The organism is Natrialba sp. PRR66 (assembly GCF_034808065.1).
Taxonomy (GTDB): domain Archaea; phylum Halobacteriota; class Halobacteria; order Halobacteriales; family Natrialbaceae; genus Natrialba; species Natrialba aegyptia.
In genome coordinates this window covers 46,910-68,058 of sequence record NZ_JAXHGN010000008.1, presented here as the reverse complement: position 1 = coordinate 68,058, position 21,149 = coordinate 46,910, and the positions used below count along the sequence as shown (strand labels likewise).

Genomic DNA, 21,149 nt, shown 5'->3' with positions numbered 1-21,149 from the left:
ATCGACGAGCATAATGTCCACTCCCCGCCGGCGTAACACAACGTTCTGTTTTTCGAACACTCGGAGAGGGCGAGGGGTCCTCCGAAAGCCCTCACTCAGAGGTGACTTCCAGTGAGTCAACAACAGAGAGCCGATAACGTCTCGATAGACGACATTCCGGTCGATATCGACAACACGCAATCAGGCGAGGTTAATCCCACCGACGTCCCCGACGAAATCGAGTCCATCACCCGTGGACTCGCCGGTGAGCACCCACCAACGAATCCGCTGGTCGTGCTGAAAGCGGCTCGGTGGTGGTACATCCACGGGAAGGGCGGGACCGACCCTGCGTTCCGGTGGGCTATCGAGTGGGTGCGACATCTGGCGAGGGACACGCCCAGCGACGTGAAACAGTTCGATGAGTTCCTCGACTACCTCGTCGCGGTCGGCTTCGCTGACGAGAAAGCAGCCCTCCGGTGACCGCCGACGCGAGTTTTTTGTGCGCCCCGAAGGGTGCGGCGCGTTCTGAATTGACGCAGTTGCGGTAAGTCGAGTACTGAAAATCATGGCTACGAGTAGTGATTCGTCGGTCTCGTTCGAGGAGACCGATACCCGACACGACGAGATGCACAGTACCATCGAAGAGTGGATCGACGACCTCGTCGACCGCGTCGACGATGCACAAGCAAGTGAGGAGTTCCAGGAGTGGTTAGACGTCCAGAGTCGCTTCCACAACTATTCGCACCGAAATACGCTCCTCATCAAACTGCAGTATCCAGAGGCAACGAAGGTTGCTGGCTACAACACGTGGCGAAACGACTTCGATCGGCATGTCCAGGAAGGCGAACAGGCCATCTGGATCTGGGCACCGATCATCACAAAGCGATGTCCCGAGTGTGAGAATTCACCCAGCTACCACGAGAAAGTCGGTTGTGACTACAACGAGACGTCGCCGGATGAATGGTCGAAAGGACTTGTCGGGTTCAAACCAGCACCAGTCTTCGACGTGTCCCAAACGGAAGGAGAACCGCTTCCCGAACTGGAGACTGCAGCGATGGGCGACGCCGACGACCTGGTGCCTGCGCTCAAAGGGGCAGCTGATGAACTCGGTGTGAAGGTACGCATCGTCGATGCTAACGACTGGAACCATGGCGACGCGAAGGGAGTCTGTGAGTACCGGAGTCTACACGATCTCCAGCCAGTCGTCGAAGCAAGAGCCCGATCGAACCTAGCAGACCTCGCCGTCACGTTGATTCACGAGTACGCCCACGCGCTGCTCCACTTCGATATCGAGAATGAACCCGAACGGGCAAAACGAGAAGTCGAAGCAGAAGCCGTCGCGTACATTGTCGGTCGGTATTTCGGACTCGACACGACCGGATCTGCGTTCTATCTCGCTGCGTGGCAGGGCGATGACTCGGAGGTGATTCAAGAGCGCCTCGGCCGAATCAGTTCCACCGCTCAGGAGATAATTGGGTCACTCGAGGAGTGACGATTCCGACAACCTCTGAAGCAGTACTCACAGTCAGAGCTAATTGAGTTCCAAGTGCGGTATAAACGGTTTTTCACGCCGTCGAAGGGCGACGGCGTGCGCGAACTCGTCACGTCGATTCAGCTGAAATCATGACCGAACGAACTGACAACGTCGAGATACAGAACGAAGACGAAACAGAACACGATGAGCGAGTGTATTCAACAGATGGTGGAGTTGTAGCATCGACTCCAGCAGCTTCGAGAATTGCTGAAGCTCTCCAGCAACCCACTATTGGCGAAGACCCGTGTCAGGAGGAACTCGAGCCCCGCACAAAACGAGCTCGAACCGAAGAGATGGATGTCTCGTTGCTGCAGAAGGGAGGAGTGTACGAGGTGCAATCGGAGTCAGGAAACATCTACGAGGTCGATATTGCGAGTAAGACGTGTACGTGTCCAGATTTTACGAAGCGAGATCCAAGCGGTGGGTGTAAACATCTACGGCGAGCCGATTTCGAAATTCGGAATGGGAACGTCCCTCGCCCCGATGGCCGTCTCCCGGAGACGATGGACATGGTCAAACAACTTGCAGCAGAAATTCATGAGTTGGACCAAGAGATCGAAAAACGAGAGGAGCGACGACGAGAACTCGAAGCTACGGCAGCGGTTATCGAGGAGTTCTCGATCCAGTAGACGAGGAATTTAACCAACAGTTCTAAGATATTGGCCAACAACGTTGGTTAACAGAGCCGTGACCCATGTCATACTCTCCACCAGACCCACCTCGCGAAGTCCCACCTGACATCGCTTCGAAGCTCGAGGAACAATCTCCAGAGGTGCTTCGGCAAATCGCTCGATTCGCCGAGGAGCTTGCCGAACATCGCGAGCGAGAAGCACGACTAGCTGAAAAAGAAGAGGATGAGGAGGTCGAAGACCGACCAGAGGACCTACCCGATGACGTTCCTTCGAAGGCGACGATCACAATCAAGGAGATCAACGACAATCGCTACTACTACTGGCAGTGGCGAGACGGAGAAAAAATCCGATCTCAATATAAAGGCCCCGTCAGTCCCGACGAGTAGACGAGATTGAACCAGAGCCGAAGGTTTGTTTCAGCACCATTGAACCCTCAGCAGACGACACCCCCCAGAGTGTGAATGGGATCGGTTTACCGACACCCCTCAGTGTGAATGGTCTACCACCAGGGGTGCCGTGTTTGAGAAGCTCTTAACCCCAGAAGTCCCCGAACGGTAGGAGGTTTCTCCACGACGTCCTCATCGAGGAGACCGACGACGATAAAAAATCGTGAGATCCACCCCCCATTTTCGAGCTGTAAATCGGAGAGGGAGAGGAGACAGCACATCAACATGCTATACAACGTCGTATCTCTAAGGTCACCCACCCCCCGTTTTCGAGTAGTAACGAGACACCCCCGACAAATGACACCCCCCATTTTCGAGCTGTAAGCATCACCCGGGCCGCGAACACCCCCCGTTTTCGAGTAGTAAGTGCGGGGAGAATCTGAGCGAGATTAGTTCTTGCTCCGGAACTGCTTCAGCCGTTCGCGGACAACCGCGCTGATAGTCGCCTCTTCGTGAGCTAGATCTTCGAACCGGGAATCCTCACGAATCGTCTCCATAATCGTTTCCGGATCCTCGGAGAGGGAGAAATACATATGCACTCCTCTGCCTCGCCCCTTGCCTCGACGCTCGGAGTCCAATACCCCGTACGTACTCTGCTCTGTGACGTGATTTACGAACGTCTCGCGACTGTACTGATCCGAATCCATCGTATCAGCAATGAATTGGTACGTCTTGAACGTAGGTCCAGCAGGTATCCACTCAGGATGTTCTCTTGCGTAGTGGGCAGTAGCCGCCACAGCGTAGATGGAGAGTTTCTTTTGAGTGGATATCCCGCTGATATGGCGTAGTTTGCGATTTTCGGTGTATTTCTCCTGGGCTTCACGGACATCAGTCTCGGTAACAGTGTCAGCTCCACGCCGCTCGGCTAATTCGCCAGCCCATCTGAGGAGATCAATTGCTTTCCGTGCATCTCCATGCGTTTGGGATCCGAACGCAGCAACAAGCGGAACGACGTCATCTGTGAGTGAGTCTGGCTTGAAGGCGTCTCGTCGGTTGTGGAGAATACTACGGAGTTGGTTCGCATCGTAATCGTCGAAGAAGATATCGTCAGGGTTGTAAGAACTCTGTGCGCGGCTGTTGAGGTCCTTCATGAAATCGGCGTAGTTCGTGATAGTCGTGAGTGAGATCGGCCCATCAAAATCGGCGAGTTTTCGAGCCCGTGAAAGCTGGTAGATGAGAGAATTGTACTCTGCTTCCTGATACGGTCCCTCGAGCATATCGATTTCATCGAGAATGAAGATGACACCGTCATAGTACTCGCGCATCAGTTCGTACAGTCGCTCCAGCTTCTGATCTGTTGAGACTCCGGTTTGGGGAACACCAGGATCAACGCCGAGGTCGTCGGCAGCAGCTTTAACTAACCGATAGACAGCCCGATCTGCAGTCTTCGGCCCCTCGCAGTTGATTGAAATGACCCCGAAGGTCTTGCCTTGGGATTCACACAGTTCGACGATCTGTTTGCAGACTGCATGAATGATGAGCGACTTCCCAGTTCCAGAGGGACCACTCAGAAGCATATCTGGGATGCCTTCGTTCTGGAGCACGGGTTTCAGATTGTCGACGACACGGCCCAGTTGGTCATCACGACCGACGATACGATCCTCGTCGATGATGGTATCTGACCGAACGAGGTCTTTGTTCGCGAAGACCCCCCCAGACGACTCAGTTTGTAGTCGATCCCGGATTGAGATGCCACCACCGTTTGTTGCCTCTTGAGAAGAATCGGCGAGTTCCGAGCCATCCTCAAACGTCGACTGTGACGTATCTATCTCCTCACCCATCGACTCGGGATTATCAGGAGCAGCAGAGGAGGATTTGCGATCCTTTTCACCTTCTGGATGATTCGAACCTGCTCTACGTCCCTTTCGTCCCATTATGAACCCCCTCGAACTCTGGGTATAAAAATGTGGACCCTTGTGGAGTTGTAACCGGGTGAAAACAGGCTATCTAACAACTACAGCCGTGTATTCCCGAAACCAGCCAGATACCGTCTTCGGCATCTAACACCCTCCGTTGTCGAGTTGTAAGGGATCGCCAGGAATCTCTATCGTCGAACTCCCTCGATGACCCAGACCCCCCGTTTTCGAGTTGTAAGACTTCGAGGAGCGTCATCACACCTGGTTCGATTCTCCCACCCGCCCCATTTTCGAGTTGTAAGTAACAGTGAGTCGCACTGAGTATAGAAGCAGATCTATATCGGCTGAATTTTGCGAATGATGCTTAGGGTGAAACGGTGTATCCCACACCCCCCGTTTTCGAGTAGTAAGCACCAGAATTGTCGCGAAAGGGTAACGCTCGTAGGAGCAGTTCACAAATGAGAGTAATACCGGTTAACAAACATGATGGTTGGTGAAGTTCGTGTGGTGTACTCGAACATTCTACCCCCTCCCCCCTTTTTCGAGTTGTAAGTCGCCGGGTGCAGACCACTCCAGACCCCATGGAGTGAGAATGGAGTTCACAAAATAGGACGTAGAGGCGATGAAACCTGATAGTTCTCGAGATTGGGACCATGTGCGAGATGAGGAGAGTTTCTATACCCAGAGGTTCCAATCTTCTAGCTGGACTAGAAGATTTATTTCTTTTGTCCCCATTGCGGATATGGTTAGATAACGCACAGCATAAACTTTCGCATTCCTAGTTGTAACTTAGAGAAATGGATGTTCAGGTCCTCTATCGCGTGTATCTGCCACAATCGGCTGTTTTGCAGCCCCTCTTCCTGTTCACCCCCTCCCCGTCGTCACGAGTTTACAACTCGAAAAAGGGGGGAGGGGGTTCGTTAGGCCCAGTCCGTGATATCGACTACACGTGTTCCATTGAACTCGCGTCGGATGTCGTTCTAATTCCAGTCAAAGGGAGACAGTAGGATCTCGGCAGCTCGGACTAGCTGCGTCTCGTAGTACAATGCGTCGTAGGTGTCGATCTCTACGGGGCGAGGGCGACGTGGTCCAGTGAGGATTTCTCGTCGACGACGGCGTACTCGATATCCTGTTTGGGATGGACGGCAAGATCCTATTCGCGAGCCTGTTTAAGTACCGCCACGTTTTGCGTCTTCTGTGTGTGACCTTCTCGGTGTCAGCGGATCTCCTGCTTCAGTCCTGGACTTCTGGGAATGTCCGCGGGCTCTGCCCCGTGAGAAGCACTTCGTAACTGGCCTACCTCACCATTATGCGAACGTTGGATAGCTCCGTCCGTTCTGCTGGATGTAGGCCTCTTCGACGATGTCGTCGATCTCCGTCTTGGTGAGGACGTCCCGCATTGCGGTCTGCTGGAACAGCCGGCGAACCTGGCTGAACCGATAGTCGGCGTAGAAGCTCAGGTCGAAGATCAGGGCGCGGGCTGCGTCCTCACGCGTCTCGTACGAGCGCGTTGACGACTCCCAGTCACCCTTCACGATCGGCATGATCCGGGCGCTGTTCGCAGCCGTCTGGAGCATCGTCCAGATCTGGTTGTCACTGAGTGGTTGTTCGAACCGGGGCGTCGGCTCGCTTGTCTGTGCATCGGTCGTGTCCGTCGATCGGATGTCGCGTCTCGAGCTCATAGTCGGTGGCCGCGCGCCCCGTCGCAACCTCGCGACGGGCGCGCTCCACCTCCGGTGAGGCGCGCCCCCGCGCCGGCCCGCCTCGCGATGGCCCAATCACCCAAGGAAATTCAACGATGGGGAGACGCATGTCTCGATTCAACGGTGGAAGTTCAGGCATCGTTCAGAAAGGGACAGGTCACAGTGAGTCGCTTTGGACCAGTTCCAATTGAAAAGAGAGGGGAGGTCAGGAAGTCTGAGGTAGGACGTATAGAACTCTATACGTAGTGGCTCAGTTTAGCGAAGGGAAGTCAGCTCAGTCCAGACGTAGGAAGGGTCTGATTCAGCGTTAGAGATGGGGATTCGGATGGTGTGAAACCGACGCGAGGCGGGCCGGCGCGAGCTGCTTGTGATTCCACGGAAAATCAACCAATAGCGTATTCGTGGGGATGATAATACTTTCGCCACTACTCGAGTTCAGGCAGCCGCACGTGGGCGGTATGCGGAGCGTCAGCTAGGCCGTTGGCATCCCACGTGTATGGCTGGGTGTCATCACGGGAGACATACCCTTCCGACCGGAGTCGCTTCAGCCAGTCCCGGGTTTGCTTCTCGCCGATAGAGACTCCCTCTCGATTTGTGATCTCGGCGGCTGTCCCCGGGCCCTCGTCCAGGAGCGCGCGAATCACACCACGTTGCCCCTCGGAGCGCTCTTCGATCGTGACAGCCTCTGGCCCGACCGTGACCATCTCGGATAACCACTCAGGGAGTACCCCTGTGTGGATGTAGACCGTCGCAGCCGTCGTTCGGCCGAACCGGAGGACAGCTTGGGCAATCTTGTGTTCGCGATAGTGCCGGAGAAACGGCCGTTCAGGAATCCCGTATTCGAGGTCTGTTCCCTTCCCCTCGTCACCTCTCACCGCCGTGTAACCTTCCAGTGCGGCCGTAATCTGAAGCGGACGGTCTCCCGGATGGGGGGAACCGAGTACGACCCCCACCTCCGTCCCTGTGAAGTCGTTGCTACTCCGGAGCGCGCCGTAGTGTTTGACGTCCGCAATTCGGTCAGTCACTTGTTCGATGTCGATAAACGGCTCACTGGCTGGCTCCTCGAAGAGACGCTCAGCTGCACTCTTGGTCGTGATGACGCCCGGTGTTGTATCGTGGCGATTTGCGACCGCCTCGATCACCCCGAAGTCGCCCCGTCGATTGACGTATTCACCACTGCTGTATGGCTTGACGTGCGAGGTCGTTTGTACGAACTCGTAGCCGATGACGTCACGGAGATACCGGGCCCGACAGTCATCGCAGAGGATCCGCCAACTTACTATCTCGTCGACGCCAAGCCGTCCGCGCCAGAGTTCTTCGACCGGCGTTCCGTCGAGTCCAACTACTGCGCGGGCAGCATCAAGAGTCGGCGGCCGTCGGATGACGACCCGTGATTCAGCGTGATCATAGACAACCTGTGACCCGTCTGGAAGCTCGACATAATCCAGTCCTGCTTCTTCCCGAAGCTGATCGTCCCAGTCATACTCCGTCGGTGCGGTATCGCCAATAATCGGTCCGCCAAGTTCGAGCATAGCGAGTACTGCAGTCGGGGCCTCGGCATGGCCGTCATCATCGTCGACTGCCTCAGTTGGACGGGCAATAGAGGTGTCATCTGAGAGTTCGTCACGAATCGCATCTCGTATCGCCTCCATCCCCTCATTTGTTGCAGCCCCAATCAACCCGAAGTGGTTGTCTATCGGCAAGTCGTCGTTCTTGCTGAGAAAGGTTGAAATCGCTGTTGAGAGTTGATTTGCGTCAAATTCCGTTCGATAGGCGGTTCCTGGGTCTTCGTCGAAGATGACGACGCGGTCGTCTACGACGCGGTCAAGGGCGGCGTGGGCTGGCCCGCCGACGATGACGTCCGCTCCTTCGACCGCGTCCCAGCGTACGAGGTATGGACAGTCACCGTCTTGCATACAGGGCAGCACATCCTGCAGATAGTAGTGAAGATACGTCGGTGAGGCGCCCCGCGACCGATAGTCGTTGATTCGCTCGGCCCAATCGGATCCGTACTCTCCTCGGCGGGTTGGACAGTTCCGGTCGAGCGTTGGAACTTCAACTACCGTTTTCTGATGCTCGGCAGCGAGGCCGAGGTGTTGGTCCCGCGTCTCATACCGATGCGTGAGGATTGCGGCCGAGACATCTAAGTCGAACGCGATCTCTTTTGCGTGTCGCGTTTTTCCGATCGTGGGGAGACCGTCGATGATTACTGGTGGTGCCTGCTCGTCGTCGAGCTGTGTCTCGATTGCCTCTTGAATCCCATCTCGGCACGCATCCCAGACGGTTGCTTGAGTGAACTCGCCCTGTTGGGAAGCTGCGTGAGCACCCCGGCAGCAGTCATCATGATCAGCACCAGCCATCTATCTGATTATGGGGTGGTGATGAGTTAATCGTCTCGATTGATCGACTGGTTAGAAACTGATAACCCTATAAACTGATCTCCCCTTCGAGGGTGGAGCATGTACGTACGGCGTTAGGGTGTTCGATTCAGGACGTTCGCCGTACGTAACCCCTCGATACAAAGTGCGTGCATAGGCGAGGATTCTCGCTGGACACACCCCTAACTATCGAGTTCCTCCCCGGCAATCTCGAGGAGCTTCTGGAGTCGCTCGTTGAAGTCGTCCTCGAACCCCGTGTGGAGAGATTCGTCGTACATCCGTAGAGTACGAGAAAGGCCAATAGCGGCCAGCCAGTCGCGGAACTGGTTGCTACTCATGTCTTCAACAGGAGTGTTCAACCCCTCGGAACTGGAGCCCGCAGCCCAGAGCTGGAGCAAATCTAAGTCTTTTATCATCGCCAGACGAGCAAAATCAGCGAAGGCGGCACTCACTTCTCGCGACAATTGGGTATAAGATACCGAGTCTCTGTCCAGATCTTGCTCTCCGTTCAGTAGGTTGTTGACGTACGAGAGTGAGCGCAACGAGAGGAAGCCTTTACGATCGACTGCCATCGGAGGCTCGTTTTCTGACTCTGCAATATCAGAAAGCGCCTGACCACATGACCCGCAGTAGTGATGAATGTCTTTGACTTGGTCTCCGCAATTCGGGCAGTAAGGCATACTGACTACTGCAACTTGCGACTACACAGACTTTGCTAAGGATCTCTTTTCAGGACGGATTATAGATAGGGGGTCAATCTGACCTTTTCCACCAACGACTCGATAGTATAGTGAATGACGATTCATTTTTGGCTTTCAAAAGAACAGGAGAGGATCGATTCTGAGAACCTCATTCGATGCCGGGGCCATTCTCTTAACATTCCAATTCAGTGAATCACTGATTCACTGATCGACGTCTTCCTTGGCGAGTTCGCGAATCTTCTCCTTCGTTTCTTCCTGGTGCTCGCCGAACGCTACCTCGAAAACACCGCGGTAGAAGTGCTTGTTTTTCTCCAGCGTGATGTCCTCGCGTTTGAGCTGCTTTTTCAGGCGAGTGAACGTGATCTCGATGTCCTCGCTTTGCTCCGGTTCAACGTATATTGTGGCTGAATCCCAATCTTCGCGGATGTTCAGCGTTTCGTCATCTGTCTCTCCTGCCTCACTGGTCGACGAATCAGTATCGGTCGTGGATGCGGTTCTCTGCTGATCTGGTCGATCCTCGGTCGCTGCCGCAGTTTTACGACCCTGTTCTTCCGATTCCTCCGACGTCTCTGTGGTCTCCTCGTCTGTGACCGCGTCCTCCTCTTCCCCTTCGTCTGAAGGATCCTCGAATCGCTCATCCATTCCTCGAGGCATACTTACACCTCCACCTGCGTTTTGTCGAACGCCCGTTCCATCGTTTCTGCAACCTCGAGGAAGATATCGCGCTCTACTTGCTGATCGTTCGCGTCCTCCCATTCGAAAATATCCCGTCCGTTGTCCCACGCACGCTGGATCGCCACCCGCATCGGGAGTTTGAAAATCGGCGCCATCGACGCGAAGGACTCGTCGAATGCGTTGAGGAATTTTTGTGACTGACCGTCGTCCCGGTACATGTTCGCCAGGAGTCCAACGATTGCGATCTCGATCTGCTGGTTGTCCTCTATGGACTCCAGCTGGTCCCACAGGTCGTCAAGTGCATCCCGTGATGTTGCTTGGGTCTGTGCAGCCAGGAAGACGTTCTGAGCCGCGATGAAGGCCGCGTCCGTCAGGACTGAGAGGTCGGGAGGGCAATCGACTACGATAAAATCGTAGTTGTATCCGTCGTCAACCATCTCTTCAAGGGCGAGTTTCAGCGAGAGACGAGCATTCGCATCGTCCATCCAATCTCGAGCAAGGCCCATGTCCTTGTGACTGGGAATCAGGTCGAAGTTCAGATGGTCGTACTCGTCGGCTTCGATCACGATCTCTGAAAGACTAGTATCGTGCGTACGCGGATTGTCAACGAGTACGTCGAGCAGATTCTCGTCATCGGTGACTAGTGTGTTGGGGAGGTCGTTCTTCGGGCTTGACGGATCGTTGTCGTCGCCCGGACCCAGTCCAAGCCCTTTCGTCATGTCGGCTTGTGGGTCCATATCGATTGCAAGAACATCGTGGTTGCGAGTGGCCAGTGCCGCGGCACTGTTGATCGTCGCGGTTGTCTTTCCCGTCCCGCCTTTCTGGTTGCCGAAGGCGATCGTAGGGATGCCAGTCGATGGTGTGACGCCCCATCCACGAGGTGTCTCGGTCATAGTTCGATCATTGAATCAATGACTCATAAATCCATGTCAGACACTCAGTTGTATCTCTCTCAATGCGATTCTGTCAGATATCGGCGTTTGAGGGGCTAAGAGCTATGATTACCTCTTTCCCGAGCACTGTCTTTGAATCATTGGCTCACAGACTCAATGATTCACAACGTCAAAATTTCACTGATTCATTGATTCATTGATTCAGTGATTTCGTGATGCGGGTCTGGTGTTCCTGAATCCTCAACTCAATGCTTCAGGCACTCACTGATTCAGTGACTCAATGAATCTCTGAGTCGGTGAATTCACTCTCTCCATCATGGCAAATGACGCTATAGATCATGGACTCTTTGATTCTTAACTTCCAGAAGTCAATACTTCATTGACTCTGTGACTCATTGATTCAGTCATCAACCGAGGACAGACATTTGGAATAGCTCGACAGATGGGTTGATGTTACGTTCTCTCTCCGAAGGCTGCGTTAAGTTGGTCTCGCATGAACTCTCGTCGGACTCGACGAGAACGCGAGTCAGACAGGTAATTTTGCATCACTACCTGAGGATCGCTACTACCTTGCTCTGCAGCGATTTCGTCGACACCTTCGAGAACGCCTTCGAGGACTGCTGTATAGGTATCGTACCAGAATCGACGACAGAGCTGTGGACTTGGTCGTTCACCCTCGATCCGCTCGGGGAGATCTGCTTCCATTGCAAGATTTTGGAACCAATTCCGGATTGTATCTCGGGTCACGTACGGCGTTTCTCCCTGAGAGGAGGGGAACAAGTATCCAGTCCACGTATCGTCTTCCGCTAGCTCGTCGATTCGGGAGTCGAGCACGTCCATTCCGTACAGGAGAGACACCTCACCGGGCCCGTTCTTGCGGCTCTCGAACGTGATGAAGGGGATGTCGTCTCCGGGAACGTCACGGTGGAACTGCGATACATGGAGTGCGGCGACCTCACTCGCTCGAAGTCCCCAGCCAGCTAACGCCACCACGAGCAGCTGTTCTCGCGTTGTCTCCGACGCCTGCATCAGTTTCCGAATCTGATTCGCTGAAAGCGAAGGTGTGGGTGAATCTTCGACTTCCCACTTGAATTCGTCGTAGAGGCCGCTCGCAGGGTTCATCGAGGCAACCCGTCGACCGACTAGATGCTGATACCAGGCGTCGACGACGCGCCGCACACGCTGGAGAGTCTGGGCACTGTATTCGCGTTTAGTTCCCTCATTCAACCAGTCGAATGCTGCATAGCACGCGTCAACGGCTTCGTAGTCTGGATTCTCTTGATCTCGTTGAATCGGTGTAAGGAGGTCATCTGTCCCGTTTGCCTCTCGATAAGCACGGACGTAGAGATTCAGTCGCGTTCGCAGCGCGTCGACGGACGACGTCGCAAGGCTGTATCGTGATTTCCGACGGTTGAGGAACTGTTCAAGGGCGTCGATTGTTGCATCATCCGTTGTTGCCCATGTGTAGCCCTCTTCATCATCACCGAGCTCGAGGTCCTCGTTCCAGAACTCCCCGAATGAGCGGTCGTGATGGCGACGGAGAGCCGCGAGGAATGACCGCGCATCGTGATCCCGAAACCACTGGTGGGTAGGCTTCTCGCCTCTCGGATCGATACCCTCTGCTTCGAGGCAGGGGGCAATCTCGTCCCAATACAGGTCCGTGAAGCCCTCGAGTGAACACGAGGTCCATCGGACACCATCGAATGATGGCACCCGCTCAGCGTCGATCTTGCCATCCTGCTCGGCATCCGATCGGCTCATTGTAGCGATCTCTGGGGGACTCGACCGTCCGAAATTGGATTGGCGCAGAATTCGGTTAGAAACCTAGTCGCGGCCCGGTATGGCGATTCTAAGAGTGGCATATTCGAGTCGTTCAGCGTTTCAATCGGATTCCTTATCAGTTTGTGGGTTGGGCAGACCAATTCAGTCTGCTAAACCCACTACAAATTGCGCGATAAAATGAGCCGTGCGAATAAACTGTATGCCGCGATACGAATGTCTCAGGGGAATTTAGCCCCAGAGTTTCGGAGGATAGGTCAGTTTCAAATTGAATTTTCCTCAATCATCGAGATTATTCGCCAATATGAGGTAGTTTTGAATTCATATGGGCGTATTGACAAGATAAAATCGAATTTTGGAGTTGCTGAATAGCGTTTCCACTCCCATACAGCTACCTCGGTGAGAATGCAGCCGATTAGTCAGGCGGAATCAACGCCGAGACGATTAGCTCTACACACTCGCCGGCGGTCAAGATCGGTGCGTTGACCTCCCGCTCCGTGCTGTTGATCCGTTTCGGGATCAGGTAGCTCACTCCGAGATTCGAGCACGTCTGTAAGACCTGCTGAGAATCGAACTCGCGGTCACAGAGTACCGTTTCGATGGGGACGTGTTCCTGTGCTCGCTTCACCAGGCGTCGGACGACACGGTGAATCTTGTTCGGTGGATTTCTGTCCCATTCCGAACTCTCTCGAACCGGTTCTACACCGAGTACCAGCGGGATGTTCTGCCCAATGATCGACAAAGTCGCGAATTTGAACGCCCGACGCTCCTGCTCTTTCGTCCCGCTAACCATCGACATCCCCTCAACGTCGCCGTAGTATGGAACGGTCGTGATGTCGATCGCGGCTGCTACCGGCCGGCGAAACGACGCTTCAGATGCGATGACTGAAACCAGCCGGTCAGTCGCCTCATTGAATCCGTCGATGAGTGTCTCCAAATCAAATTGCTTGATTGCTCGGAGGTGAGTATCCCCGTGTGGACCGTAGTCGGTCCCACGCCGATATTGGAAGCGTGCTGCGCCCTGTGGCGTCCCACAGCCGACCATCCCCATGAACGTTTGCAACTCGAAGAACTGCGTGTCCCCATACGTAGCATTCGCGGCGCGACCCGAATCGAACTCGTTGAAGCCGTGGTCCCGTGCGAGGCGCGTGGTTCGGTGGATTTGTTCGTCAGTGAATCCTTGACCAGCTGCCCCATCGTCCTTGAGAGAACGATTTTGCTCGTCGATAACCTCACTTTTCGGCCGGACAGCAGGAGCTGAGAACTCCCGGTCGTGGACCTCTTTGACGACGAAGTGGGAAACACTCCGAACGAACTCTCGGACGCCGTCGTTGAAGCGATTGCGCCATGTTCGAGACAGCACAGATTTATCAGGGATGTGATCCAGCCCGAATAGTTCGGCAAGTTCTTGATACCGAGCCAGCGCTCGATAGCTCTCACCCGTGATTTCCCGGTAGATGAGGAGTCGAACCATCCCGAGAAACGAGTCCGGGACAGGGTGCCACTTTGGATAACTGTCATCGAGATATTCGGTTCGAATCGTACTCTCAGCGATGCTCGATGGCAGCGAGTTGCCTGCTTGAAGCTGTTCAGTAATTTCGATTCCCGTATAGGTATCAGTCATTCGGCAGGCATGGTCCGAGAACGGATCCAGCGAGTCAGCCATCGATTCACGATTGTATCGGGGTGGTAGAAGTGATTGAGGATCTTATCTGTCGTGTCACGTTCCTCATGAATTTGCTGACTCAGGATGTATTCTGGAAATGGAATGACGGGTTCTGGTGAATCGCCATGCAATGCTTGATTTTACTGTGTCACCGCTCGCTTGATGTTGACGACACATTTCACGACGAATTCTCGAAATTCTCGATATCAGGTTTGCGCACGCACAGCGACGCCGTGCGTGCGCTTGATTGCTGAGAAGGTGGCCTCACACATCGATCGCTGGTGGTAGCGAGGCCCATCGACCATGCGCACAACGCGCGGGTCGATGGGCCGGAAGATTCAATGCTTGATCAGTGGTCTATACCCTCGTCTCTGAGTTTTCGCGTAATTGCATCCAGTCGTAGCCTTTGGCGAGGTTGTGCAGATCGCCTGTGTTGCGGCAGGCGACCCGCCAGCCGGACTGTGTATCATGCGGTTTCCCGGTCGTACAGTGAACGTCGAGGACAGCTTGCATCGCCGTGGCAACGAGAGCGGTCGCTTTCGGTGTTTGAACGCGATAGTTTGTCCGGCGGCAGTAGTGCTTGCTGCCGTTCTCACGGTGGAAAAACATGGCGTCGTGCCCATCCACCAAATATCAGTACCTCACAAAGCATCGCCAGTTAGCCTGACCTGAGCCACCTGTTCTGTTGTGATGAGTCGTCAGTAACGGTCGAGCAACGCTGATCGAAGATGGAGCTGTCGCTGTCGGCGGCGGTCAGCCGCCGACGCGACAGCGTTGCCACTTGCGAAGACGCTTGCTCGGTCAGTGACTACCGGTAGAACCGGTCATCAGCTGGTCGGTTCGCGGGGACGGCCCGACGCACCGCGAGGGCCGTCCACACGGCCCGTCGAACCATATTTACGAACTCTTTGTATGGCCACCACCAGAGGCGACGCCCGCCTCGGCGGGGCGTCGCCACGTATTCGTAGTGGAGATACCGCCACGCGTTCTGTAACAGCAGGCTCACCACGACGTACAGCAATCTCACCGTTGCGTCTCGTGTCGTTGTCGTCGCTATCGCTTGCTCGGACAAGCGATAGCTCGACTCGATACCGAAGCGTTTGCTGTAGTGGTATCGAGCGTCGCGTGGTGTCTCGATGAACGGCGCGTCAGCGGCGTAGCCGTGACGCGCCACGCCGTGCTCGTCATATCGTCCGTTCAGGTACGTACAGTCGATGTAGACGGGAAACTCGACGGTCCAGCTGTGACCGTCGAGTTTCCCTGTCAAGTCGTGTTGAATGATGCGACTCCACCCTTCCGAGAGTTCCTGCTGAATCGCCTCACCCCACCGGATAATCGGGACAACGTAGGCGTAGTTGTGCGCCTGTAGCAGCGTGAGACACTTGCTGTCGTAGAATCCGCGATCAAGATAGACGGCCTTGATTTCGGTGTCAAGGCCGTCGAGAACACCGAGGAACTCAGCGAGGACGCTGCTGGCGGTGTCGCCGTCTTCGAGACGGCGCACCGCCAGCGTGTAGCGTTTGTTTTTCACACGCGCGTAGAGTGTGGCGTAGGCGTGGAACGAAGTGGTTCCCCGCTTCGCTTCCGAGTGGTAGAGAGCGTCTGTGCTGTCTTCGTCACCGTAGTAGGGCCGCAGGTGGAGGTCTGCGCAGACCTCCACCTGCTCGGGGAGCAGTTCCACAATATCTCGCCGAAGAAGCGTGTTTGCGACTCGTTCGAGCCATTCCGGCTCGAACTTCGTCCGGAGATGATAGAGAATCGCGTTTGCTGATGGCGAGTTCTCGCTGGAGTTGCAGAGCGTAGAAATCGAGGTCCCGTCGGCGGTCGCGCCGACGAGGACCTCGTAAATATCCTCTGCGTCGATTTCAGCGTTGTTGGCAAGGTTCAGAGCAACTTCCTCGTCAAGCTGGTTGACGAGGAAGTTAAGGAGCTGGTCCTCGTGGATTTCACTGTCTGCTTGTTGGGTCTTGAACACACCTTCAACAAGCAGACGTTCTAACTAACCGGCTTTGTGAAGTACTGAATATATAAATGTATTTAATATCTCCCAATCCGATAATAGTGCTTATAGAACGATTATATAGTCATTCAGTCATATGTGTGGAAGTCGACTTCTTGCTCAAGAAGTTCGTCGGGAATCCCAGGAACTTCATCGGAACGGACTGGACCCTGTTCCTCGATGATGTCGAGATCACGGGGAAATTCACGTAACGCGAAATGTAATGAAATACCGGCCTTCGCTCCTTCCCCCAATGCAATCGGGAGTTGATTGTGCCCAGGTGTCAGGTCTCCCACTGCATAGACGCGATCGACGGTTGTCTGCCCGTGATCATCGACGACGACCGTCCCATCATCGTTGACATTACAGCCGAGATTACGGGCCAGACCGTTGTTGTACTCGGCACCGTACATGGCGAAGCCACCCTTGTACTCGCGAATCATGCCGTCTTCGAACTCGAGGGCTGCTAACCAGCCATCTTTGTCGTTTTGAACGCCAGTGATGTCCTCGTGAATGATATCGATCGGATGGTTCGAGAGCATCGTTGCCGTCTCGTCGCTCCATTCAGGGCTATCATTGCGAGTGAGTAGATCAACATCGTCAGTGAAGTTCAGCATGATCGCAGCTACGTGTGCAGCGCTCTCCCCGTATCCCATGACGTAGACGGGTTCATCGACGAACATGTAGGCATCACAGTGCAAGCAGTAGTGGAGTCCACGACCGGTCCGCGGTAGTGGCGGTTCTGGGCGGACATCGTTGAATCCCGTCGCGAGAACAACGTACTCTGTGCGATAGTCAGCATTATTCCCGCAGAGACGGATCGAACCATCCTCATTGCTATCACAGGAGACGAGTAGATCAGTGTGAACATCGCACCCGTACTCCCGAAGTTGGTCTCTACCAACCGAGAGAAATTCGTTCCCGGATATCTCCTCCGTGACACCCAGTAAATTGTGGACCTCTTGCATCATCGCTGCGCGTCCACCGCCTCGATCGACGACGGCCGTTCGATGACCGAGTCGCGTCGTATACAGCGCTGCGGTCATTCCAGCCGGACCGCCTCCGACGACGAGAACTTCGTAATCGTGAACAGTTGAATCAGTAGCCATCGTCTCTTCGTCCGATATCGACACATAAAATGGTGGTTCGAAATCGGCGTGATATTGTGGAAACAGTGACAAAGCCAGCGAGTGAGCTCTAGTTCTTGAATTCTATAGACTTACTGAGCAGCCGTCCTTAATCTAATAACTCATAGAATCCATGTTTTTAGCTACAGAGGACTCTCAAGTGCGGTCTCTGCCGTCCGCTCGAGCGTCTCGAGGTACGCTTCGCCGTCGAGTGCCGCCATGCTACCGGTTCCAGCGGCGGTGATCGCCTGTTGATAGTGCGGATCGGCGACGTCACCGGCGGCGAAGACCCCCTCGACCGTCGTCTCGGTGGTTGCACGGCCGGCGTCGTCAGTTCGGGTGTAGAGGTAGCCACGTTCGTCGCGGTCGACGGCGGTCCCCTCGAGGAACTCAGTGTTCGGCGTGTGGCCGATGGCGTAGAACACGCCGCCGACGTCGACGGTCTCCCGGTCCACGTCCACGCCGTTTGCAGCCCTCTCGCTGGGGTAGCCGTCGGGATGGGAGACGAGCGTCGCGCCGGTGACGCCCTCCTCCTGCGAGCCGTGGAGCGCCTCGAGTTCGGTGTTCCAGAGGAACTCGATATCCTCGTGATTGCGCGCGCGGTCGGCCATGATCTCGGAGGCGCGTAGTTCCTCGCGGCGGTGGACGACCGTCACGCTGTCGGCGAACTTCGCGAGGAAGAGCGCTTCTTCCATCGCCGAGTCGCCGCCGCCGATGACAAGGACGTCGTCGCCGCGGTGGAACGCGCCGTCGCAGGTCGCACACGTCGAGAGGCCGTACCCCATCAGCTCGTCCTCGTTCTCGGCGCCGACCCAGCGAGCGCTCGCGCCGCTCGCGACGATCAGCGCACGCGTTCGCAGAGTATCGCCGTTCGAGAGGTCGAGCTCGAACGGCCGCTCCTCGAGCGTCGCGTTTTCGACGGTGCCGTGAGTGAACTCGGCGCCGAAGCGCTCGGCCTGTTCCTTGCCGTTCTGGATCAGTTCCATCCCGCCGACGCCCTCGGGGAAGCCGAGGTAGTTCTCGACGTCGGTCGTCAGCGTCAGCTGGCCGCCGGGTTCGGGTCCCTCGAGCACCAGCGGCTCGAGGTCGGCCCGCGCGGCGTAGACGGCCGCCGAGAGGCCGGCGACACCGGAGCCGACGATTACCACGTCGCGAACGTCCGCGGTCGTGTCAGTTTCCTCGTTCATTCGGTGTATCCCTCGATCAGGGTACGGAGTCGGTCTTCCGGCAGCGCGCCGGACTGCTGTTCGACCTGTTCGCCGTCCGCGAAGAGGACGAGCGTCGGCACGCCGCGAACGCCGAACGACCCCGCGAGCTGCTGGTGTTCGTCGACGTCGACCTTGGCGATCACGGCCTCAGTCGTGTCCGCAAGCCGCTCGAGGACGGGGTTGAGCATCTGACAGGGGCCACACCAGTCGGCGTAGAAGTCCACGAGGACGACGTCGTGTGCCGTCGTGACGTCCTCGAGGTGGCTTCTTCCGTCGATGTAGATCGGTTCGTTGAGCGATCCCGCCGAAACGTCGTCGCGTGCATCAGTTGCCATCACCACTACGTATGGACTGATAGTGTTTAAAGGTTTTGTGTGTAGTGCGCAATACCATATGGTTTCGATCGATCGTCATTCCCGTTGCGGGCGTGATGAGATAACCGTCGGAACCCACTATATCCGCTATAATGTCCCCGTGGAGTCTGAGAACGAGGGAGAGGACTCCTGCTCCACGTTCGAGGTTTCTCGAGACAGTTTTGTACTATCTGATAACAACCGATCATTCGACGGGATCGATCGATCGGTCCGCGGTCCCCACGTCGAAGCGCGCGAAATACCCGACTCGCGTTCCAACGCGCGCATCAAACGTCAGTCCCCGTTGCTCGATTCGGCGTCGCAACCCTTCGAATCCGACGAAGTGCGGGTCGGGGAGCGACTCGCCGACGACGAGTCGACCGTCGGGTTTCAGGACCCGCTCGAGTTCGTCGAGGGCCCGCTCCTGGTCGGGAATCTCGCCGAGGACTAAGACCAGATACGCGGCGTCGAACGTGTCGTCCGGGTACGGAAGCGATCGTGCATCGCCGCGAATCGGTTCGACGTTCAGGGTTCCCTCTTGTCGCATTCGCGTTCGGAGGTGCTCGACCATCTCTGATTGGACGTCCACGGCGTGCAGTGTCCCCGACGATTCGATCGCCCGTGCGACCATCCCGGTGTAGTAGCCGGTTCCCGGTCCGACCTCGAGAATACGCTCACCGGGCTGGGGCTCGAGTACGTCGCGCAGTCGGGAGCGAGTGATGACCGGCCGCGGGAGGTCGATCGCGTGGCGCTGGGCGTACGGGCACGGCGACGGGTTCGATCGCCACCGGAGGGCGTATCCGAGTCCGGCGAGCAGCGTGAGTCCGAGCAAAGCGGCGATCACTCGTACGGTACGACGAGAAACCATAGTAATCTCTTCATCGTGGACGGACTACAGTCTTCCCCGAACTGATGCACGTCCGCGGGCTTGCTGTTGCTACCCCAACTACGACTATTCTCGAAATGGGTCGGACAGTATGGCCTATACGCTCCGTACTCGAGTCGACGGCGAATTCGACGACGTCGTCGAGAAAACGATCGACGCCCTCGAGGACGAGGGGTTCGGCGTGCTCTGCGATATCGACGTCCAGGAAACGCTGCAAAAGAAACTCGACGAGGACTTCCGACAGTACAGAATCCTGGGTGCGTGCAATCCGCAGTTGGCCCATCAAGGACTCGAGCACGATCTCGAACTCGGGACGTTGCTTCCGTGCAACGTCGTCGTCTACGACGATGATGACGGCATAGTCGTCACTGCAGTCGACCCGCAGCGCCTGATCGGCATTACCGCCGACGACGAACTCGACCCGATCGGCGACGACGCGTACGAGCGCTTCGAACGGGTTCTCGAGTCGCTGTAGCCCGATTGCCTGATTTTATATATCGGGGGAAGATACGGTCGATGCCATTGTGTGCGCTTATTCTATTCACACTCTTCAGCGCGTTCCGACGATTTGCCGTCTATCGGACCACGAAGACGGGAACGGGCGATCGGCGACCGACCTTTTCCGCGACGGTCCCGAGCAGGACGCGTGAGATTCCCTCCTGTCCATTGCTTCCGACGACGATCAGGGCGACCGCTTCTTCCTCGGCCGTCGCAACGATTCGGTGATCCGGATCGCCTATGGCGACGGTCATTTCGAGACTTCGGCCGTACTTCGACGCAGTCTCCCTCGCAGACTCGAGGACGTTGTCCGCGTATTCCTGCGCTCGCTCGGTAACGGGAATTTGCAGTTCGGGACCCACGAGTTGGGCCCACCGACCAGCAGGGACCTCGGTGACGTACAGCGCGATGACGGTCGCATCCGAAAACTCTCCGAAGACTACGGTGAGCGTCACCGTCCAGACGCTCTCGATCGTCGCCGTCGTCCGGGCGTTATGACTCGCTATCGGACTGCGTCCAATCGAGAAGCGGTGAGTCGGGGCTCTCACAGCCGGGAACACCACAGACGCTAGCGTCCGCTCCGGCGCGTTCGACACCGGCAGCAACGCGATTGATCTGCCAGTCGACGCCGTGGTCCGTCGCCGACTCGTGATCGCTGAGTGCGGTGCGTGCGGTACCCAGGTTCGCGAACGACTCGCGGAACTCGCAGTTACGACACGCGATTACGACGTTTCCCTCGTCCATACGGAGCGTTCGACCCAGATCGATGAAAGCGCTCCGGTCGACCCCCTAGAGGCAGCGGCCAACGATTCGTCCGACTGCCGATGATCCGACGG

General features: G+C 56.0%; 19 protein-coding genes and 4 pseudogenes. 5 read left to right on the top strand and 18 right to left on the bottom strand.

Going from position 1 to position 21,149, the window contains the following annotated elements; translation table 11 throughout:
- The first annotated feature begins 111 nt into the window (after nt 1–111).
- The 4 genes from SM755_RS22760 to SM755_RS22745 all read left to right on the top strand — a co-directional run bounded on the left by SM755_RS22760 (nt 112) and on the right by SM755_RS22745 (nt 2,531).
- Nucleotides 112–459, top strand: a complete 348-nt coding sequence (locus SM755_RS22760; protein ID WP_323174700.1) for a hypothetical protein — start codon at nt 112–114, stop codon at nt 457–459.
- A gap of 85 nt (nt 460–544) precedes the next feature.
- On the top strand, nt 545–1,471 hold the full coding sequence (locus SM755_RS22755; protein ID WP_323174699.1) for a DUF955 domain-containing protein: 927 nt from the start codon (nt 545–547) through the stop codon (nt 1,469–1,471).
- A 131-nt stretch (nt 1,472–1,602) separates the two neighbouring features.
- Complete coding sequence (locus SM755_RS24600; protein WP_369335282.1) at nt 1,603–2,142, top strand: hypothetical protein; 540 nt, start codon at nt 1,603–1,605, stop codon at nt 2,140–2,142.
- Nucleotides 2,143–2,207: 65 nt separating this feature from the next.
- Nucleotides 2,208–2,531, top strand: coding sequence for a hypothetical protein (locus SM755_RS22745; protein ID WP_006065881.1), 324 nt, complete (start codon nt 2,208–2,210; stop codon nt 2,529–2,531).
- 449 nt (nt 2,532–2,980) lie between these two features.
- On the opposite strand, the gene SM755_RS22740 is transcribed toward SM755_RS22745, so the two are convergent.
- The 16 genes and pseudogenes from SM755_RS22740 to SM755_RS22675 form a co-directional block, all read right to left on the bottom strand.
- Complete coding sequence (locus SM755_RS22740; protein ID WP_006065882.1) at nt 2,981–4,372, bottom strand: Cdc6/Cdc18 family protein; 1,392 nt, start codon at nt 4,370–4,372, stop codon at nt 2,981–2,983.
- Nucleotides 4,373–5,427: 1,055 nt separating this feature from the next.
- Nucleotides 5,428–5,657: pseudogene (locus SM755_RS24595) on the bottom strand (DNA polymerase I); the annotation flags it as partial.
- Nucleotides 5,658–5,754: 97 nt separating this feature from the next.
- Nucleotides 5,755–6,129 (bottom strand): hypothetical protein, encoded by a 375-nt coding sequence (locus SM755_RS22735; protein WP_323174698.1) that lies wholly within the window; start codon nt 6,127–6,129, stop codon nt 5,755–5,757.
- A gap of 446 nt (nt 6,130–6,575) precedes the next feature.
- Complete coding sequence (locus SM755_RS22730; RefSeq protein ID WP_323174697.1) at nt 6,576–8,510, bottom strand: hypothetical protein; 1,935 nt, start codon at nt 8,508–8,510, stop codon at nt 6,576–6,578.
- Between the two features lie 200 nt (nt 8,511–8,710).
- The gene (locus tag SM755_RS22725) at nt 8,711–9,100 is read right to left on the bottom strand and encodes a hypothetical protein (protein WP_323174696.1); all 390 of its coding nucleotides are present in this window, start codon (nt 9,098–9,100) and stop codon (nt 8,711–8,713) included.
- A gap of 39 nt (nt 9,101–9,139) precedes the next feature.
- Nucleotides 9,140–9,208, bottom strand: a pseudogene (locus SM755_RS24590) (zinc-ribbon domain-containing protein); the annotation flags it as partial.
- A gap of 222 nt (nt 9,209–9,430) precedes the next feature.
- Complete coding sequence (locus SM755_RS22720; RefSeq protein ID WP_323174717.1) at nt 9,431–9,871, bottom strand: hypothetical protein; 441 nt, start codon at nt 9,869–9,871, stop codon at nt 9,431–9,433.
- A 14-nt stretch (nt 9,872–9,885) separates the two neighbouring features.
- Nucleotides 9,886–10,797, bottom strand: coding sequence for a ParA family protein (locus tag SM755_RS22715; protein WP_323174695.1), 912 nt, complete (start codon nt 10,795–10,797; stop codon nt 9,886–9,888).
- 453 nt (nt 10,798–11,250) lie between these two features.
- Nucleotides 11,251–12,558: a hypothetical protein gene (locus SM755_RS22710; RefSeq protein WP_323174694.1), complete on the bottom strand. Its 1,308-nt coding sequence runs from the start codon at nt 12,556–12,558 to the stop codon at nt 11,251–11,253.
- A gap of 502 nt (nt 12,559–13,060) precedes the next feature.
- A pseudogene (locus tag SM755_RS22705) lies at nt 13,061–14,242 on the bottom strand (transposase); the annotation flags it as partial.
- A 140-nt stretch (nt 14,243–14,382) separates the two neighbouring features.
- A pseudogene (locus SM755_RS22700) lies at nt 14,383–14,857 on the bottom strand (transposase); the annotation flags it as partial.
- Between the two features lie 193 nt (nt 14,858–15,050).
- A complete protein-coding gene (locus SM755_RS22695; RefSeq protein WP_323174692.1) occupies nt 15,051–16,217 on the bottom strand; it encodes an ISH3 family transposase in 1,167 nt (388 codons plus the stop codon).
- Nucleotides 16,218–16,330: 113 nt separating this feature from the next.
- The gene (locus tag SM755_RS22690; protein WP_323174691.1) at nt 16,331–17,350 is read right to left on the bottom strand and encodes an NAD(P)/FAD-dependent oxidoreductase; all 1,020 of its coding nucleotides are present in this window, start codon (nt 17,348–17,350) and stop codon (nt 16,331–16,333) included.
- A 161-nt stretch (nt 17,351–17,511) separates the two neighbouring features.
- Nucleotides 17,512–18,555: an FAD-dependent oxidoreductase gene (locus tag SM755_RS22685; protein ID WP_323174690.1), complete on the bottom strand. Its 1,044-nt coding sequence runs from the start codon at nt 18,553–18,555 to the stop codon at nt 17,512–17,514.
- Complete coding sequence (gene trxA / locus SM755_RS22680; RefSeq protein WP_013881878.1) at nt 18,552–18,911, bottom strand: thioredoxin; 360 nt, start codon at nt 18,909–18,911, stop codon at nt 18,552–18,554. The genes SM755_RS22685 and trxA overlap by 4 nt, the downstream gene beginning before the upstream one ends.
- A 223-nt stretch (nt 18,912–19,134) precedes the next feature.
- On the bottom strand, nt 19,135–19,797 hold the full coding sequence (locus tag SM755_RS22675; RefSeq protein ID WP_323174689.1) for a methyltransferase domain-containing protein: 663 nt from the start codon (nt 19,795–19,797) through the stop codon (nt 19,135–19,137).
- A gap of 109 nt (nt 19,798–19,906) precedes the next feature.
- On the opposite strand from SM755_RS22675, the gene SM755_RS22670 reads away from it, so the two are divergent.
- On the top strand, nt 19,907–20,290 hold the full coding sequence (locus SM755_RS22670) for a DUF302 domain-containing protein (protein WP_323174688.1): 384 nt from the start codon (nt 19,907–19,909) through the stop codon (nt 20,288–20,290).
- A 100-nt stretch (nt 20,291–20,390) separates the two neighbouring features.
- Here the strand turns inward: SM755_RS22670 and SM755_RS22665 are convergent, their stop codons facing one another.
- Both SM755_RS22665 and SM755_RS22660 read right to left on the bottom strand, forming a co-directional pair.
- The gene (locus SM755_RS22665; protein ID WP_323174687.1) at nt 20,391–20,768 is read right to left on the bottom strand and encodes a universal stress protein; all 378 of its coding nucleotides are present in this window, start codon (nt 20,766–20,768) and stop codon (nt 20,391–20,393) included.
- A 37-nt stretch (nt 20,769–20,805) separates the two neighbouring features.
- Nucleotides 20,806–21,057 carry a hypothetical protein gene (locus SM755_RS22660; protein ID WP_323174686.1) on the bottom strand — a complete coding sequence of 84 codons (252 nt, stop codon included), beginning with the start codon at nt 21,055–21,057 and terminating at the stop codon, nt 20,806–20,808.
- Nucleotides 21,058–21,149 lie beyond the last annotated feature (92 nt).

Bases quoted from the DNA above. Each gene is read 5' to 3' on its own strand.
- SM755_RS22755 (WP_323174699.1), top strand. From the start codon at position 545: ATGGCTACGAGTAGTGATTCGTCGGTCTCGTTCGAGGAGACCGATACC.
- SM755_RS24600 (WP_369335282.1), top strand. From the start codon at position 1,603: ATGACCGAACGAACTGACAACGTCGAGATACAGAACGAAGACGAAACA.
- SM755_RS22745 (WP_006065881.1), top strand. From the start codon at position 2,208: ATGTCATACTCTCCACCAGACCCACCTCGCGAAGTCCCACCTGACATC.
- SM755_RS22740 (WP_006065882.1), bottom strand. From the start codon at position 4,372: ATGGGTGAGGAGATAGATACGTCACAGTCGACGTTTGAGGATGGCTCG.
- SM755_RS22735 (WP_323174698.1), bottom strand. From the start codon at position 6,129: ATGAGCTCGAGACGCGACATCCGATCGACGGACACGACCGATGCACAG.
- SM755_RS22730 (WP_323174697.1), bottom strand. From the start codon at position 8,510: ATGGCTGGTGCTGATCATGATGACTGCTGCCGGGGTGCTCACGCAGCT.
- SM755_RS22725 (WP_323174696.1), bottom strand. From the start codon at position 9,100: ATGGCAGTCGATCGTAAAGGCTTCCTCTCGTTGCGCTCACTCTCGTAC.
- SM755_RS22720 (WP_323174717.1), bottom strand. From the start codon at position 9,871: ATGGATGAGCGATTCGAGGATCCTTCAGACGAAGGGGAAGAGGAGGAC.
- SM755_RS22715 (WP_323174695.1), bottom strand. From the start codon at position 10,797: ATGACCGAGACACCTCGTGGATGGGGCGTCACACCATCGACTGGCATC.
- SM755_RS22710 (WP_323174694.1), bottom strand. From the start codon at position 12,558: ATGAGCCGATCGGATGCCGAGCAGGATGGCAAGATCGACGCTGAGCGG.
- SM755_RS22690 (WP_323174691.1), bottom strand. From the start codon at position 17,350: ATGGCTACTGATTCAACTGTTCACGATTACGAAGTTCTCGTCGTCGGA.
- SM755_RS22685 (WP_323174690.1), bottom strand. From the start codon at position 18,555: ATGAACGAGGAAACTGACACGACCGCGGACGTTCGCGACGTGGTAATC.
- trxA (WP_013881878.1), bottom strand. From the start codon at position 18,911: ATGGCAACTGATGCACGCGACGACGTTTCGGCGGGATCGCTCAACGAA.
- SM755_RS22675 (WP_323174689.1), bottom strand. From the start codon at position 19,797: ATGGTTTCTCGTCGTACCGTACGAGTGATCGCCGCTTTGCTCGGACTC.
- SM755_RS22670 (WP_323174688.1), top strand. From the start codon at position 19,907: ATGGCCTATACGCTCCGTACTCGAGTCGACGGCGAATTCGACGACGTC.
- SM755_RS22660 (WP_323174686.1), bottom strand. From the start codon at position 21,057: ATGGACGAGGGAAACGTCGTAATCGCGTGTCGTAACTGCGAGTTCCGC.